We start from the raw sequence: 15,598 nt of genomic DNA, 5'->3' as shown, positions 1-15,598 counted from the left end.
AGCAGGCGCCGCTAGCTCAGTTGGTTAGAGCAGCTGACTCTTAATCAGCGGGTCCGGGGTTCGAGTCCCTGGCGGCGCACAGACGGAAGAAGCCCTCCTCGCGAAAGCGAGGGGGGCTTCTTCGTGTTCAGGGAAGGTCTGTGTCAGCGGGTCCTTCCGTGTTCGCTGGAGCCTTGCGTTCCGGTGGTGATCCGGACCGTCCAGGCGCCCGACGGTGTCCGGTCGGCCACCTCGATCCTGGCGTGCGCGCCGGGGATGGTGTACGTCTCACCGACCTGCAGCGGGGCGTCCGCGAGCGGCGCGTAGACGGACCGGTCCCAGCAGGCGTCGGAGCCGGGGTGGGTGTCGATGACCTCGGCCGGGCCATCGCCGGACGGGGTTTCGTTCCGTACCCGGTAGAGCAGGACGCCCTCGGTGCAGGTCGTCCGGTCGTTGCCGGTCGCGCTGCGGGCCTCGATGGCCACGGCGCTGCCCTCACCGGTCCTGATCACCGCGAGCCGGGTGCCGATGGAGGCCCCGGGCGCGGGCACGGCGGCCATCGACTCCAGGGTGATGTCCCGGCTGCGCTGGACGCACACCACCTGCTTGCGGTCCAACCAGCCCAGCTTCCACTTGTGCCAGCCGAAGAAGTCCGGCGCGAGTCCGAACTGGCTGCCCATCACATCCCAGTCGCCGACATAGGTGTCCCAGTCCCCCTTGCCGTCGGACGGCCGGTGGTAGAGGTCCGGCAGGTCGAAGACGTGCCCGGTCTCGTGGGCCAGCACATTGTGGTCCGGCGGGTGCCGCTCGAAGACAGTGACGACGCGCCGGATGTCCGTACCGTCGGCGTGCAGCGGCCGGTCGAAGTTGACGACCTTGGTGGCGTCGGAGTCGACCCCCGGTGCGTCCGGGTCGGCGACCAGGTAGACGATGTCGAACCGGGAGAAATCGACCTTCGGGTCGGCCACGGCGATGGCGTCGCGCAGATAGGCACTGCGCCGCGCGTTGTTCCAGTCGCGCTGTATGCCGTACCAGTCGGATGCCTTGGGCATCTGGATCCACTGCCGCAGCGGGTGCGGTCGCAGGGTGAACTTCCCGTACGAGGCGCGCCGGAAGAACTGGGCGGTTGAGGGGAAGTAGTCGGCGGTGAGTTCCCTGAGGGGGGTGGTGGGGTGATGGTCCGGGAAGGAGAGAAAGACCATGACCGCGTCGAGGGAGTGGTCGGGGCGGGGGTAGGCGTCGTTCCAGTCCCCCACGCCGAGCGAGTGGTGCACCTCGGTCCGGGGCAGCGCGCACGGACCCGCTTCGCCGGTGGCTGCCACGGCGGGCCCGGCGACGAGGGAGGTGGCAGCGAGCGCCAGAAGAGAGGTCATGCCCGCGACCACACCGCGCAGGCTCGGCCTCTCCACCCCCCCGGCTCCGTGCTGGCGCGGCACATCTACCTCCGGGTGCGAGATACAGTCACCCACCCACACTGTGATGATTCGGGGCTTTCGTCCTGTTGAGCTGCCCCAGTCGAGTCAGCAGTCGGCCGAGATATTCACCCTCACGGACAGTCACAATCAATCACCAGGAGATCGTGAGGGAACGGAATCGCTCAGAAAAGATCAGTCGCGGGCAAACCGGATCGGCGTGCGACTGACCCATGCGGGGCGAACGCGGGGCGCGGAGGGGTCGGGCGCTGGAACGGCCGACGCACCAACCTCTATGCTTCACCAGGCTTTCCCGCGTGGTTTCCGCCTGCGACAACGGCGCCCCGCGCGGCGGGCCAGTCCGGCCACACCTGTTCAGGACAGAACTGCACGGCGGGAGCGAACGGTGAGCGGAACCTCCGAAGGGCTGAGGCCCGCGGCGGGCACACACCCCCATTCCGCAGGACCGTCGATCACGGAGCGTCACCCCCCGTGGCCCCCTGCCGGAACCGAAGGGGCCGAGCAACACGGCTACCGGGCCGCCTTCCGGGCCGCCACGCTCCCGATGGCCGTCGTCGACCACGAGGGCCTGGTCGTCGCCGCCAACGACGCCCTCGGCGGCCTCCTCGGCTTCTCCGCCGCGGCACTGTCCACACAGTCGGCAGCCGATCTGCTCGACCTCGTGGCGGACGGCCGCACCTGGCACGCGTACCGCGAGGTACTGCACCGCCGACGCTCACGGTTCCGCTGCACCCGCACGCTCAAGCATCCCGACGGGCGCTCGATGTGGGCCGAGATCACCGTCGTACCGATGCCCGAACCGGAGACCGGCCGGGCCGACGACCCCGGGCCCGGCCGGGTGCTGCTCTCCGTCGCGGACATCAGCGACCGGCGTGAGCTGCAGAAGCGGCTGCGCCACCTCCAGATGCACGACCCGGTGACCCGGCTGCCCAACCGGACGCTGTTCTTCGAACGGCTCTCGGCCATCCTGGAGACCCCGCCGTACCAGAACGACAGTCTCCCCGGCCACGGCCGTATCGGGCTCTGCTATCTCGATCTCGACGGCTTCAAGGCCGTCAACGACGCGATGGGCCACCGGATCGGCGACCGGCTGCTCGCCGCCGTCGCCGCACGGCTCACCGACTGTGCGGCCCAGGACGGCCCGCACCGCCCCGGTTCACATCTCGTGGCGCGCCTGGGCGGCGACGAGTTCGCGATCCTGGTCGAGGACTCCGCCGGTACACAGCAGCTCACCGACCTGGCCCGCAGGGTCCTCGCCGCGCTGCAGAAGCCCTTCGACCTGGGCGGGCAACGGCTCTCCGTCTCGGCCTCGATCGGGGTGGTGGAACGGGCCGTGGCCGGCACCTCGGCAATCGGTCTGATGCAGGCCGCCGACACCACGCTGTACTGGGCGAAGGCGGACGGCAAGGCCCGCTGGACGGTCTTCGACCCGGAGCGCAACGCCCACCGGATGACCCGGCAGACGCTCTCCTCCCATCTGCGGCCCGCCGTCGAACGCGGTGAGTTCACCATCGAGTACCAACCGCTGGTCGGCATGGCCGACGGAGTCGTACGCGGAGTGGAGGCGCTGGTCCGCTGGAACCACCCGCAGTTCGGCATGCTCTCGCCGAATCGGTTCGTGGCGATCGCCGAGGAGGACGGCTCGATCGTCCAGCTCGGCCGGTGGGTACTACGGTCCGCCTGCCGCCAGGCCCGGCGCTGGCAGCTCGACCACCCGGCCGAACCGCCGCTGTTCATCAGCGTCAATGTCGCCGTACGGCAGGTCTGGGACTCCGACCTGGTCACCGATGTCGCGGAGATCCTCGCCGAGACCGGTCTCGATCCCGGACTGCTGCAGCTGGAACTGACCGAGTCCGCCGTGATGGGCTCGGCGGGCCGCCCGCTCCAGGCCCTTCAGTCGCTCAGCGAAATGGGCGTACGGATCGCCATCGACGACTTCGGGACCGGCTACTCGAACCTCGCCTATCTGAGCCGGCTGCCGGTCTCCGTACTGAAGCTGGACGGCTCGTTCGTACGCGGCTTCCGCCACGACGACGGCGACCGCCCGAGCCCCGCCGCCGAGACGATCGTCGAGGCGATGGTGGAACTGGCGCACCGCCTGGGCCTGACCGTCACCGCGGAGTGCGTGGAGACGGCCGGCCAGGCGGAACGGCTGCGCAGGATCGGCTGCGACACCGGGCAGGGCTGGTTGTACTCACGCGCGGTGGCCCCGGAGCGGATCGCCGAGTTGATCGGCAGCGGAAGGCTGAAGGTCTGAACCGCGGCGACCGGTGTCAGGCCGTCGGCAGCGCGTACGCGTCCGCGATCAGTTCGTAGCTGCGCAGCCGGGCCTCGCCGCCGTGCGCGTTGGCGGTGATCATGAGTTCGTCGGCGCCGGTGCGCTTGGCCAGGTCGTCAAGGCCCGTACGGACCTCGTCCGCCGTGCCGTGGACGATGTTGACCAGCCAGCTGTCCACGAACTCCCGCTCCATGGGACTGAAGGCGTACGCCTGCGCCTCCTCGGGCGTCGGGACCAGGCCGGGGCGGCCGGTGCGCAGGCGGACCATGGACAGGGCGCCGGAGAGCACCTGGCGGCGGGCCTCGCGCTCGTCGTCGGCGGCCAGGGCCGAGACGCCGATCAGGGCGTACGGGGCGTCGAGCACCGCGGACGGCCGGAACGACTCCCGGTACAGGTCGAGGGCCGGCACCGTGTTCTGGGCCGAGAAGTGGTGAGCGAACGCGAACGGCAGGCCGAGTACGCCGGCCAGCCGGGCGCTGAAGCCGGAGGAGCCGAGCAGCCAGATGGGCGGGCGGGCCGGGGACTGGACCCCGCCCTCGGCCGTGGCCTGGACCGGGCCGGGGACCGCGTGGATACGGGCGTAGGGGTGGCCGTCCGGGAAGTCGTCGTCCAGGAACCGGGTCAGCTCGGCGAGCTGCTGAGGGAAGTCTTCGGCACCTTCGCCCAGCCGGTCCGTGCGGCGCAGGGCGGCCGCAGTCGCGCCGTCGGTACCGGGGGCGCGCCCGAGACCCAGGTCGATGCGGCCGGGGGCCATGGCCTCCAGGGTGCCGAACTGCTCGGCGATGACGAGCGGCGCGTGGTTGGGCAGCATCACGCCGCCGGAGCCGAGCCTGATGCGTTCGGTGTGTGCGGCGAGGTGGGCCAGGATCACGGCCGGCGAGGAGGAGGCGACGCCGGGCATCGAGTGGTGTTCGGCGACCCAGTAGCGATGGAATCCGCGGCGCTCGGCGAGCTGTGCGATGTCCACGCTCGTGCGCAGGGCCTGGGTGGCGGTGCGGCCCTGGCCCACGGTCACCAGGTCCAGCACGGAGAGCGGAACGGTGGCCGTCCCCTCCGTCTTGCCACGGATCTCGCCGCCTCGAATCTCGTCCACGTCCTGGCCTCTCCGGTGATGCGCTTACGTCCGGCTCGTTCGTCCGGAAGGGCACAACAGGAGGTGGTCTCCGTTTATTCCCCCCGGTCCGCCGGTTGTCCCGTGGCTCACCGGCTTTCCCTTGGCTCACCCGCTTTCTCTCGGCTCACCGGCCGGCCCGTGGCTCACCGGTTGCCCCTCGGCTCACCAGCCGGGGTGGGTCTGCTTTCCGGGCCACCCCTTCTTCCCGCCGTGTGCGCGCTCCCGGCCCTCGCCCCACGTGGCCACCGGGGCCGGGGGTGCCTCGCGCTCGGCAAAGATCTTGCCGAGCCTCGGGGACCAGGTCCGGCGGTCCGCCAGCCGCAGCCCCTCCCGGACCGTCACCTGATTCCCGGTGAGCACCGGCTTGCCGAGAAGTGCCTCCAGCTCCGCCACGTGCGAGACGGTGTGCAGGGCCGTGTCGGGCAGCAGCATCACATCGGCCTCCGGCCGGTCCGCGGCCGTGACGAGCTCCTTCACCTTGTCCAGGTCCCAGGCGGCGGCCTCGGCGGCGGAGCCGAGACCGGCGGCGTGGGTGGCGGCCACCTCGATGCCCGCGGACCGGAGAAAGGCGCTGAACAGTGCGGTGATGTGCTCGGGATAGGTCGCGGCGACGGCGACGCGGTCGGCGCCCAGCTCCCGTACCGCATGGACGAAGCCGAAGGAGGTGCTGGAGGCGGGCACGCCTGCCGCCCGGGCCAGGGCAGCGGTCTGTTCATGGGCACCCTCCCAGCCGTACAGGAAGCTGCCGCCGCTGTTCGCCCACACGACGGACTCGACACCGGCGCGCTGCAGCTCCGTCACTCCGGCCGCCAGACGTTCGGGCGCGCCTGTCCGTACCAGCGCGTCGATCCCGTAGACGTCCTCGTCGACGTCGGTGTGGTTCACGACCAGTCTGACGGCGTCGAGCAGGATCTCCATCCGAGGGAAGTCGTCCTCCGCGTAGTGGTGGCCCGGGTAGAGAAAACCGAGGGTCGTCATGTCCACCCTTCCTGTTCCGGCAGGTGCCTGAACGGGTATTCGGGGGCCGGACGGGTCCGGGGAGCCCTACCCGTGACCGCTTCCGCCCACCTCTCCCCAGTATTCCCCCATTCGTCGCCACGCCCACTGCGGCCTGTTGACGAAGTCGGGCGCGGGTGCGAGCGTGGTCAATCCGCACATCTCAGACGCAGCGGAGCGACCGTCTCTCATGTCAGAGCCCACCCTGCTCGTCCTGAACACCGACCCGTCGCCGCGCCTCGGACGGCTGACCGGCCGGGCAGCGGTCCGGTACACGGACGAGGCCGGACTCGCCGCACAGCTCCCGGAAGCCGACGTGCTGCTGGTGTGGGACTTCACCTCCGACGCGGTACGGGCCGCATGGCCCGGTGACGGACCGCGACCAGCGTGGGTGCATACGGCGAGCGCGGGCGTGGACCGGCTGCTCTGCCCGGAGCTGGCGGCCTCCGAAACCGTGGTGACCAATGCGCGGGGCATCTTCGAGCGGCCGATCGCCGAGTACGTGACGGGCCTGGTGCTGGCGTTCGCCAAGGACCTCCCCGGCACGCTGGAGCTCCAGCACCGGCGGCTGTGGCGCCACAGGGAGAGCACACAGGTCGCGGGCAGCCGTGCGGTGGTCGTCGGCGCGGGCCCGATCGGGCGGGAGATCACCCGGCTGCTGATCGCCCTCGGGGTCCAGGTGGCGCTGGTGGGACGTCGCGCGCGGCGCACCATCCACGGCGTGGCGGAGCTGGATCGTCTGGCCTCCATGGCCGACTGGGTGATCTGCGCGGCGCCGCTGACGGAGTCGACCCGTGGCATGTTCGACGCGCGGTTCTTCGGACTGATGCAGCCGTCGGCCCGCTTCATCAATGTGGGGCGCGGCCCGATGGTCGTAGAGGACGATCTGATCGCCGCACTGCGCAGGCGCTGGATCGCGGGCGCGGCGCTCGATGTGTTCGAGCAGGAGCCACTGGGGCCGCAGAGCCCGCTCTGGGACGTACCGGACCTGATTGTGTCTCCGCACATGAGCGGCGACACGGCGGGCTGGCGGGACCGGCTGGGCGAGCAGTTCGTGGAGATGTACGAACTCTGGGCGGCCGGGGCGCCGTTGCCGAATGTGGTGGACAAGCAGCGCGGGTACGTCCCCACCCGGGACCGGAGCGAGTGACCCCGACGGGCCGGGCCCGTAGGCCACTTCACCTGCCCCTCGCGGACGTGTCCGCACAACAGTCCGTCATGAAGCGTTCCGCGCCGGGAAATACGCGCCGCGCACCAACAGGCTCTCAGCCCGCAACGGGACACGGAAAGGTAGCGCTCCGGTCACCGTTCGATCACAGGAGGCGTCTGTCTGCATAGACGTACGGGATCGGGCAGGCGCTCCTCCTGTCCGGACTGTTCGATCCCTCCAGGAGATTGCGAACCATGGCTGACTTCCCGAACCTGTCCCGCCGGGGCTTTCTCAACCGATCGGCAGCCGTGGGCGGCCTGCTCGTCGTTCCCGGTCTGCTCTCCGCGTGCAGCAGGACCGACGCCGGTTCCGCGGACGGTGCGGGGGCGCTCGACAAGCTCCGTAAGCAGGGCTTCGTACGGATCGCGTACGCCAATGAGGCCCCGTACGGCTATCTGGAGGGCAAGCAGCTCAAGGGCGAGGCGCCCACCCTGCACCGGGAAATCTTCAAGGCGCTCGGCGTCGACGAACTGAAGCCCACGCTCTCCGAGTGGGACGGTCTGATCCCCGGGCTGCAGGCGGGCAAGTACGACGTGGTCAGCGCCGGCATGACGATCACTCCGGAGCGCTGTGCCAATGCCGTCTTCTCCGAGCCCGAGTTCATCTCGCCGACCGCGTTGATGGTGAAGAAGGGCAACCCGAAGAAGGTCACCGACCTGGCATCGGCGAAGGCCTCCGGGATCACCGTCGGCGTGATGTCGGGTGCCGTCGAGGGCTCGTACGCCGAGGGCGCCGGCATCTCCAAGGACAGGATCAAGTCGCTGCAGAAACCGCAGGACGGCGCCGACGCGGTCAAGGGCGGCCGGATCGACGCGTTCCTGCTCACCGGCATCTCGCTGCGCCGGCTCGCGAAGACGAACCCCGGCACCGAGGTCACCGAGGCCTTCCTGCCGGAGCTCGACGGCAAGAAGCAGTACAGCCCCGGCGGCGCCGTCTTCCGCAAGGGCAACGAGGATCTGCGGGACGCCTTCAACCGCGAGCTGAAGAAGATCGTCTCGGACAGCTCGCGCTATGTGAGCCTGCTTCAGGAGTACGGATTCGGGGCCGCCGAGCTCCCGCCGGCCACCCTGAAGACGGCCGATCTGTGCAAGGGCTGACAGGGACGGAACGCACCGCATGAGTGATTTCTTCTCCGCCTTCTTCGACGATCTGCCGCAGTTGCGCTCGGGGCTGTGGGTGACACTCCAGGCCACCGTCCTGGGCGCGCTGTTCGCCCTGTTCCTGTCGTTCGTCCTCGGTCTGATGTCGGTCAGCCGGCTGCTGGTTCTGCGCGGTGCCTCGCGCGTGGTCGTGGAGTTCTTCCGCGGCACCTCGCTCTACATCCAGTTGTTCTGGCTCTACTACGCGATGCCGCCGCTGACGGGGTACGAACTGACGCCGCTGCTCTGCGGCGTCGTCGCCTTCGGTCTCAACTACGGGGCATACGGCTCCGAGGTGGTGCGCGGGGCGATCAACTCCGTACCGGCTGCCCAGTACGAGGCGGCCGTCGCGCTGAACATGACGCCGCTGCACCGGATGCGGAAGGTGATCCTTCCGCAGGCCTGGGTGCAGATGATCCCGTCCTTCACCAATCTGCTGATCCAGTTGCTGAAGTGCACCCCGCTTCTGTGGCTGATCTCCGCGGCGGACCTGATGACCGTGATCCAGCAGCTGCGCGACCGTACCGGTGAGACGCTCACCGCGTACATGACCCTGCTGGTCGCCTACTTCGTCCTGGCCTACGCGCTGACCCTGCTGATGAATCTGCTGGAGCGGAGCGCCAAGCGACGGCTCGGCCTGCCGACCGGTGCGGGCTCGCTGCTGCGCAGCCGCAGCGCCACGGAAGCCGTCGCATCGACGGCCGGAGGTGCCCGGTGAACGGCTTCGACTGGAACGCTGCCCGGGGCGTCCTTCCCCTGGTGCTCGAAGGTTTCGAGGTCACGCTGCTCGCGACCGTCCTCGGCACGCTCGTCGCCGCGGTCCTCGGGCTCGCCATCGCGGTCGCCGGACGGGCCCCGAGCAGGTTCGTGACGGTGCCGGTGCGGGTCGTGATGGAGTTCATCCGCTCCACCCCGCTGCTCGTCCAACTGGTGGGCGCGGCTGCCGTGTTCAACTCCGTGGAGCCGCTGACGATCGGCATCGTGGTGCTGGGCATCCACTACGCCACGTACACGTCCGAGGTGTACCGCGCCGGGATCGACGGTGTGCCGAAGGGCCAGTGGGAGGCCTGCCGGGCGCTCTCGCTCTCCCCGCTGCGGACCTGGCAGGCCGTGATCCTGCCGCAGGCGGTGCGCAATGTGCTGCCCGCCCTCGGCAACTACGCGATCTCGATGTTCAAGGAGACTCCGTTCCTTGCCGTGATCACGGTGCAGGAGATGGTCTTCGAGGCCCGTACGTACGGCGCCGCCCACTTCGCCTACACCGAGGCATTCACGCTCGCCGGACTGGTCTTCCTGGTCGCGAGCTACCCCACCTCGCTGCTGATGAGAAAGCTGGAGAAGCGCCTTGACCACTGAACCTCTCCCCCTGCAGAAGACGACTGCCGCGGCCCCCATGGACATCATCCCGGTCCCCGCCACGTCGCAGACCTGCCATCCGCTGGTCCGCTTCGACAACGTCGTGAAGCGGTACGGCGACCATGTCGTGCTCGACGGGCTGGACTTCTCGGTGCGGCGCGGCGAACACGTCACCCTGATCGGGCCCAGCGGCTCGGGCAAGACCACCATCCTGCGGCTGCTGATGACGCTGGAGAAGGTCAGCGACGGAGTGATCTGGGTCGACGGCGAACCGCTGTCCCACATCAAGGCACCGGGTGGCTCACTGAAGCCTGCGACACAGAAGCATCTGCGAGGGGCCCGCAAGAAGATCGGCATGGTCTTCCAGCAGTTCAACCTCTTCCCCCATATGAAGGTGCTGCGGAACATCACCGAGGCCCCGGTCAGTGTGCTGGGCATGGACCGCGACGAGGCGGAGACTCGCGCCCGCGAGCTGCTCGACATGGTGGGGCTCTCGGGGAAGATCGACGCACACCCCTCCCAGCTCTCCGGCGGCCAGCAGCAACGGGTGGCGATCGCCCGCGCGCTGGCGATGCAGCCGGAGATCCTGCTGCTGGACGAGGTGACGTCCGCGCTCGACCCCGAGCTGGTGGCGGGCGTGCTGGAGCTGCTGAGCGACATCGCCAGGAACACCGACATCACCATGCTCTGCGTGACCCACGAGATGAACTTCGCCCGGGACGTCTCGGAGACGGTACTGATGTTCGATGCCGGACGCGTGATCGAGTCGGGCTCACCGGAAAAAATCTTCTCCGATCCCGAGCGCGAACGTACGCGCGAGTTCCTCGCCGCGGTGCTGTGACCTCGGCACTCGCGATCAGCCAATGACGCTGGCATATGCCAAAAGGGCACATCCCAGCTTACGGAGCCGGGGCGCCCCATCAAGTCGCCAACAGCCGTCCCGGAATGGGCTCTTGGCGGCTATCGTGGTGGTACAGCTTGCGGTCACAACCTGGTGGGGGAAACCGTGGCATTGAAGCCCGAACCGACCGCACCGTTCCATTCGGTGCAGTACGCCCTTCGTGTTCTCGAAACGGTCTCCAAGCACAGCAGCGGTGTGACGGCCACCCAGATATCCCGGGAGGCGGGACTGCCCATCGGGCATCTCACCCCGCTGCTGCTGACACTGCGCCGCGAGGGGTACGTCGAGCAGGTCACCGACGGCGCGTATGCCATCGGCTCCTCGCTGCTGCTCCTCGGCTCCGGCGCGGCCCGCAGGCAGGCCCTGGAGACCAGACTCCAGCAGATGCTGACGCAGCTGCGCGATTCGGTCGGCGCGGCGGTCTACATCAGCCGGTACGTCGACGGCGAGATCCGCGTCACGCAGTACGCCGACGGCCCCCGTACCCCCGCGGTCAACGAGTGGGTGGACTTCCGTTCCTCCGCGCACGCCTCGGCGGTCGGCAAGTGCCTGCTGGCCCAGCTCGACCAGAACAGCCGCCGCGACCACCTCTCGCGCCACAAGACGGCCCGGCTCACGTCACGGACGATCACCAACGAGAAGGTGCTCTTCTCGAAGCTGGACAGCCAGCCGGCGACGGTCCCGGTGCTCGACCTCCAGGAGTACGCGGTCGGCACGGTGTGCGCGGCGGTGCCGCTTACGGCCGGGGCGTCGGCGGGTTGCCTGGCACTGTCCCTGCCGGTCGAGGATGCGCACCGCCTGCGCGCGGCGGCGGACACACTGAACCGGCGGGCGGCGCCCGTGCTTCTATCGCTGGCGCTCTGAGGCGGGGGTTCGGCGAGGCCCACCGGGGTGCCCCGGGACGGCGTTGTCCTCAATCGCCGGACGGGCTTGATTTTGCCGAGCGGGCTTGATTTTGCTGGACGAGCAAGATTTGGCCTGATGAGTCCCATTTCATCCGGGTGTCATCAGCACCTCTCGGGAGCAGGTATTATTTTCGAGTCAGCAGGCGCCGCTAGCTCAGTTGGTTAGAGCAGCTGACTCTTAATCAGCGGGTCCGGGGTTCGAGTCCCTGGCGGCGCACAGACAACGCACTGGGCGGTTCACGTACACACGTGAACCGCCCAGTGCGTTTTCGCTGCCCATCGAGATGTACAAACGTTTTACACGGTCGTACTAGACAAGCGTTTTAAACGCTCGTACATTTCCAGGCATGACCAACGCTACGAGCACCACCGCCGAGCGCGGCCACCTCGCCGGTCGCCGGGAATGGACCGCCTTCGTGGTCCTCCTGCTGCCTCTTCTCCTCGTCTCGATGGACGTCTCCGTCCTCTTCTTCGCGATCCCGTCCATCGACCGGGACCTCGCACCCAGCGCCACCCAGCAGCTCTGGATCTTCGATGTGTACGCCTTCGCCCTGGCCGGTCTGCTCATCACGATGGGCTCGCTCGGCGACCGGATCGGCCGCCGCAAGCTGCTGCTTGTCGGGGCGTTCGCGTTCAGTGCCGCGTCCGTCGCCGCGGCGTACTCCACCAGCGCCGAGATGCTGATCGCTGCCCGCGCCCTGCTCGGGATCGGCGGTGCGACGCTGATGCCGTCGACGATGGGTCTCGTACGGAACATGTTCCGCGACGAGCGGCAGCGCGGCCGGGCCATCGGCATCTGGTCGGGTGCCATGGCCGGCGGGATCGCGCTCGGCTCGGTGCTCAGCGGGGTCATGCTGCAGCACTTCTGGTGGGGCTCGGTCTTTCTGATCAATGTTCCGGCGATGGTGCTGCTGCTGGTCCTGGTGCCGGTGCTGGTCCCGGAGTTCAAGGACCCGAACCCCGGCCGGTTCGACTTCCTGAGCGTGCCGCTGTCGATGGGCGCCGTGCTGCCCGTCGTCTACGGGATCAAGGAGAGTGCCGCCCATGGGCTCGATCTGCCGAACGGGCTGATCACCGCCGCCGGGCTCCTCGTCGGCTGGTTCTTCGTCCGCCGCCAGCGCAGCCGCGGCGACGCGATGATCAGCCGGGAGCTGTTCCGCGACCGCGGCTTCGGGGCGGGAATCGGGCTGAACGCGCTGGCCGCCTTCGCGATGATGGGCTCGGCGTTCTTCACCACGCAGTATCTGCAGTCGGTGCTCGGCATGGGCACGATGGAGGCGGCACTGTGGAGCTTGGCCCCGTCACTGGCGGTGGGTGCTGCGGCCCCGGCGGCCACGGCGATCGCCCAGCGGACCGACCGTACGCGCGTCATCTGCGCCGGTTTCGTCATCGCCGCCGCCGGTTTCGCCGTACTCGCCCTGACCGGCACGGACTCGCTGTGGCTGCTGCTCGGCGGCTGTGCCGTGATGAGCTGCGGCATCGTCACCGTGATGGCGCTGGTCTCGGACCTGGCGCTGGCCACCGCCCCGCCGGAGAAGGCCAGTTCGGCGGCCTCGCTGCTGGAGACGGGCCAGGAGTTCGGCGGTGCGATGGGGATGGCCCTGCTGGGGGCGGTGGCCACGGCGGTCTACACCGCGGACATGCCGGGCTCGGCACCGGAGGAGGCCCGCAAGACTCTGCCGGGCGCGGTGGCCACGGGGGACGCTTCGCTGATCTCGGTCGGGAGGAATGCCTTCGTGCACAGCATGCAGTACGCCTCGGTGGCGGGGGCCGCGCTGTTGCTGGCGGGGGCGGTACTGGCCGTGACGCTGCTGCGGCACAGGTCCGTGGCGGCGGCGCGGAAGGAGCCTGCCCTGGCGAACTGAGCCCTCCGCGCCGCCGCCATCAACCGACTACACGTCAGAACTGAACATCGGAGCACGCATAGAACGCGTTCGCCGTGTCCGCGATGGTCCAGACGCTCAGGATGATGTGCTTCCCCGTCTTCTGGGTGGGGATGGTGCCCTGCTGGGTCAGGGTCGACGGGGGCTGCTGACCGCCGTACGGCACCGTCATGAAGGGCTGCGACTCCAGGTCGGCCCGGGTGAGCGGCTTGGTGGGGTCCCAGCCGTTCTTGGTGATGTAGTAGCGGAAGTCCGTCGTGGCGTGGCGCGCGGTGAACTGCCAGCGGAAGCTGAAGCCCTGGCCGGCGGTGACATGGGTGGCGGGCCAGTTGCCACCGCGCGGGTCGTCGAGCTGGGCGAACTCGGAGTGGCCGCCGGAGCAGATCTTGCCGTCGGCCGGACCTGCCGCCGGGAAGCCCTTGAGGCCCTCGACGCTCTGCGGCTCCCACTGGATGCTGCCGCAGCCCGTCACCGTGCCATTGGCGCAGAGCTTCTGGCGGCTGATGGGGTTGTCGGTGTAGCCGTGGCTGCTGGCGCTGCTCGTCGCGAACATCGAGACGCCCGCTATCGCCAGGCCGACTATGGCCGCGCTTGCCCTTTTACGCATCGCTGTCGCTCCTCAAGAACGTGGGGGAGGTTCCATGAGCCCTGCTGCGCGCATGCGCCGTGGTCCAGACCAAGTCTTAGATTATTGGCGCAACATGAACATGTCCAGACCAATGGGAGTTGGATTCCGCTTCGCCGCCGGGAGCGTCCCCCGGAGCCCTCAGGCACCCTCCCCGCCACTGCGTCCGGTGTAGAAGGCCACCGTCAAGTCCTTGACCAGTGACTTCCGTTCGTAGTCGTCCAGCTCCACGAGCCCTCGCGCCGTCAGCCGGTTGACAGTGTCGTCCACGGCGTCAACCACCGAAGTCAGCACACTGTCGCGGTGCTTGGCGTCGATGGCGGCGATCCGGCGGCGCTGCATGGCCGCGGCGACCTCCGGCGCGTACTCGATTCCGGTCGGCTGCGCGGAGTACACCTCGATGCCGACCGGCTCGCAGTCCGCCTTCAGCATCCGGGTCAGCGCATCACCCACCGCCTCCGCGTTGCGCAGGGTGTGCGCGTCCTCGTGGAAGGCGTCGGCGGGCAACTGCGAGAGGACCCGGGCCATCGCCGCCTCGACCTGCTCGCGCAGATACGCCTCGTGGTCTGCGACCCCGAGCACCGCCCGTACGGTGTCCTTGATCCGCCAGACGACAAGGACGACGACGCGCAGCGCCGTACCGTTGGCGTCCACGGCGGGGAGCCGTTCGCTGCGCCAGTGCCGCAGGCGTACGTCGACCCGGCGGCGCAGCAGCAGCGGGCTGATCCACATCAGCCCGGTCCGCCGCACACTCCCCCGGTACTCGCCGAAGCGCGTCAGCACCCAGGCGTAACCGACCCGTCCGCGGCTCAGACCGCCCAGCGCAAAGAGCACCGCCGTCGCCAGCACGGCGAGCGCCGCCCAGACGCCGAGGCCGATGCCGTCGTACGGACGCGATCCGATCCCGAACCGGGCAAGAGCGGCGGCGGGCAGTGCGCCGACCCTCCAGAGGACAGCGCCGCCGGCGGCAATCCCGGCCAGGCCGGCGAGCAGCGCCACCCAGCCGGGCAGCGCGGGCCCCGACCGCTCGGCAAGCCGTGGATCAGCGACCGGCGCCGGCCGCGTCGAAGGCCGCACCTGCGGCACCCTCGGCACCGGCGGCCGACGCACCCCCGCCGCCGACTGGACACCACCGGCTCCCCGCCGCACCACACCGGCGGGGAGAGCGGCCGCGTCGGTGCGCTCGGCGCCCTCACGGCAGAGCAGGTGTACGGGGATGGTGACGGTCCGCTCATTGACGATGACCGCGTGCTGCCGCCCGGTTCTCCACGCGGCGTCGCCGGGCTGCTCGGCCCTGGCGCCCCCGGCGACGGGGAGGGAGCCGAAGACGGTGTTGGGGGCGGCCCGTCGCGGGGACGGAGGCAAGGGTGTGGATGGGGGCGGGGTGTCGGAACCGGGCCCGGCGCGGTGGCCGGTCAAGGCCGGGACGGGCGCGACGCCCAGGACAGGGGCGGTGCCCAGGGCCGGGACCGAGGCCGAGGTCGAGGTCGCCCCGAGGGTTGCAAAGTCCACGTCCTCGCCCGGGGGCAGGTCCAGCACGAGGTCGACCACCGAGTCGGGACCGGCACCCGGCTCCGCGTCCGGGGCGGACCCGATCCCCGAAGCCGAACCCGAACCCGGATCCGTCTCCCCGTCCGGGCGCCCGGCCCCGTCGCGCGTCTTCGCCCGGTCCGAACCCCACACCCGTACCGGCGCCCGCACCTCCTCCCGCTCCCCTTCCCGTTCCCTCCCGCTCTCCGGGGTTCCGGAGCTGTCCGACACCGTGGATCCCATTCCCGC

General features: G+C 69.6%; 13 protein-coding genes and 2 tRNA genes. 10 read left to right on the top strand and 5 right to left on the bottom strand.

What is annotated here, in order from left to right:
• The first annotated feature begins 5 nt into the window (after positions 1-5).
• Positions 6-79, top strand: a tRNA-Lys gene (locus ABTZ94_RS17195).
• Between the two features lie 64 nt (positions 80-143).
• On the opposite strand, the gene ABTZ94_RS17190 is transcribed toward ABTZ94_RS17195, so the two are convergent.
• On the bottom strand, positions 144-1,388 hold the full coding sequence (locus ABTZ94_RS17190) for a M6 family metalloprotease domain-containing protein (protein ID WP_502967261.1): 1,245 nt from the start codon (positions 1,386-1,388) through the stop codon (positions 144-146).
• A gap of 409 nt (positions 1,389-1,797) precedes the next feature.
• On the opposite strand from ABTZ94_RS17190, the gene ABTZ94_RS17185 reads away from it, so the two are divergent.
• On the top strand, positions 1,798-3,669 hold the full coding sequence (locus tag ABTZ94_RS17185) for a putative bifunctional diguanylate cyclase/phosphodiesterase (protein WP_351201881.1): 1,872 nt from the start codon (positions 1,798-1,800) through the stop codon (positions 3,667-3,669).
• 16 nt (positions 3,670-3,685) lie between these two features.
• On the opposite strand, the gene ABTZ94_RS17180 is transcribed toward ABTZ94_RS17185, so the two are convergent.
• Positions 3,686-4,783, bottom strand: coding sequence for an LLM class flavin-dependent oxidoreductase (locus tag ABTZ94_RS17180; RefSeq protein ID WP_351201880.1), 1,098 nt, complete (start codon positions 4,781-4,783; stop codon positions 3,686-3,688).
• Positions 4,784-4,966: 183 nt separating this feature from the next.
• Positions 4,967-5,782, bottom strand: coding sequence for a maleate cis-trans isomerase family protein (locus tag ABTZ94_RS17175; RefSeq protein ID WP_351201879.1), 816 nt, complete (start codon positions 5,780-5,782; stop codon positions 4,967-4,969).
• A 208-nt stretch (positions 5,783-5,990) separates the two neighbouring features.
• Between ABTZ94_RS17175 and ABTZ94_RS17170 the strand changes: the two genes are divergently transcribed.
• From ABTZ94_RS17170 to ABTZ94_RS17135, 8 genes are all read left to right on the top strand, one after another.
• Positions 5,991-6,950, top strand: a complete 960-nt coding sequence (locus ABTZ94_RS17170; protein WP_351201878.1) for a D-2-hydroxyacid dehydrogenase — start codon at positions 5,991-5,993, stop codon at positions 6,948-6,950.
• Between the two features lie 254 nt (positions 6,951-7,204).
• Positions 7,205-8,107, top strand: coding sequence for an ectoine/hydroxyectoine ABC transporter substrate-binding protein EhuB (ehuB, locus tag ABTZ94_RS17165; RefSeq protein WP_351201877.1), 903 nt, complete (start codon positions 7,205-7,207; stop codon positions 8,105-8,107).
• Between the two features lie 19 nt (positions 8,108-8,126).
• The gene (gene ehuC, locus ABTZ94_RS17160; protein WP_351201876.1) at positions 8,127-8,867 is read left to right on the top strand and encodes an ectoine/hydroxyectoine ABC transporter permease subunit EhuC; all 741 of its coding nucleotides are present in this window, start codon (positions 8,127-8,129) and stop codon (positions 8,865-8,867) included.
• A complete protein-coding gene (ehuD, locus tag ABTZ94_RS17155; protein ID WP_351201875.1) occupies positions 8,864-9,505 on the top strand; it encodes an ectoine/hydroxyectoine ABC transporter permease subunit EhuD in 642 nt (213 codons plus the stop codon). Before ehuC ends, ehuD begins: the two co-directional genes overlap by 4 nt.
• On the top strand, positions 9,495-10,346 hold the full coding sequence (ehuA, locus tag ABTZ94_RS17150) for an ectoine/hydroxyectoine ABC transporter ATP-binding protein EhuA (RefSeq protein WP_351201874.1): 852 nt from the start codon (positions 9,495-9,497) through the stop codon (positions 10,344-10,346). Before ehuD ends, ehuA begins: the two co-directional genes overlap by 11 nt.
• Before the next feature lie 165 nt (positions 10,347-10,511).
• A complete protein-coding gene (locus tag ABTZ94_RS17145; RefSeq protein ID WP_351201873.1) occupies positions 10,512-11,270 on the top strand; it encodes an IclR family transcriptional regulator domain-containing protein in 759 nt (252 codons plus the stop codon).
• A 184-nt stretch (positions 11,271-11,454) separates the two neighbouring features.
• Positions 11,455-11,528: transfer RNA gene (locus tag ABTZ94_RS17140), tRNA-Lys, on the top strand.
• Between the two features lie 130 nt (positions 11,529-11,658).
• A complete protein-coding gene (locus ABTZ94_RS17135) occupies positions 11,659-13,176 on the top strand; it encodes an MFS transporter (protein ID WP_351201872.1) in 1,518 nt (505 codons plus the stop codon).
• A gap of 34 nt (positions 13,177-13,210) precedes the next feature.
• Here ABTZ94_RS17135 and ABTZ94_RS17130 read toward each other — a convergent pair whose 3' ends face one another.
• Positions 13,211-13,801: a lytic polysaccharide monooxygenase auxiliary activity family 9 protein gene (locus tag ABTZ94_RS17130; RefSeq protein WP_351201871.1), complete on the bottom strand. Its 591-nt coding sequence runs from the start codon at positions 13,799-13,801 to the stop codon at positions 13,211-13,213.
• A gap of 159 nt (positions 13,802-13,960) precedes the next feature.
• Positions 13,961-15,592, bottom strand: a complete 1,632-nt coding sequence (locus ABTZ94_RS17125; RefSeq protein ID WP_351201870.1) for an SPFH domain-containing protein — start codon at positions 15,590-15,592, stop codon at positions 13,961-13,963.
• Positions 15,593-15,598: the final 6 nt, after the last annotated feature.

The sequence above is a fragment of the Streptomyces sp. NPDC002785 genome (assembly GCF_040295565.1).
In the GTDB taxonomy this organism is placed as follows: Bacteria; Actinomycetota; Actinomycetes; order Streptomycetales; family Streptomycetaceae; genus Streptomyces.
The sequence above is the reverse complement of the archived record's forward strand: the minus strand, read 5'-3'. Positions and strand labels throughout refer to the sequence as shown.

What these genes read in the sequence shown, in the direction of transcription:
- ABTZ94_RS17175 (WP_351201879.1), bottom strand. Translation starts at nt 5,782, where the DNA reads ATGACGACCCTCGGTTTTCTCTACCCGGGCCACCACTACGCGGAGGAC.
- ABTZ94_RS17170 (WP_351201878.1), top strand. Translation starts at nt 5,991, where the DNA reads ATGTCAGAGCCCACCCTGCTCGTCCTGAACACCGACCCGTCGCCGCGC.
- ehuB (WP_351201877.1), top strand. Translation starts at nt 7,205, where the DNA reads ATGGCTGACTTCCCGAACCTGTCCCGCCGGGGCTTTCTCAACCGATCG.
- ehuC (WP_351201876.1), top strand. Translation starts at nt 8,127, where the DNA reads ATGAGTGATTTCTTCTCCGCCTTCTTCGACGATCTGCCGCAGTTGCGC.
- ABTZ94_RS17135 (WP_351201872.1), top strand. Translation starts at nt 11,659, where the DNA reads ATGACCAACGCTACGAGCACCACCGCCGAGCGCGGCCACCTCGCCGGT.
- ABTZ94_RS17130 (WP_351201871.1), bottom strand. Translation starts at nt 13,801, where the DNA reads ATGCGTAAAAGGGCAAGCGCGGCCATAGTCGGCCTGGCGATAGCGGGC.
- ABTZ94_RS17125 (WP_351201870.1), bottom strand. Translation starts at nt 15,592, where the DNA reads ATGGGATCCACGGTGTCGGACAGCTCCGGAACCCCGGAGAGCGGGAGG.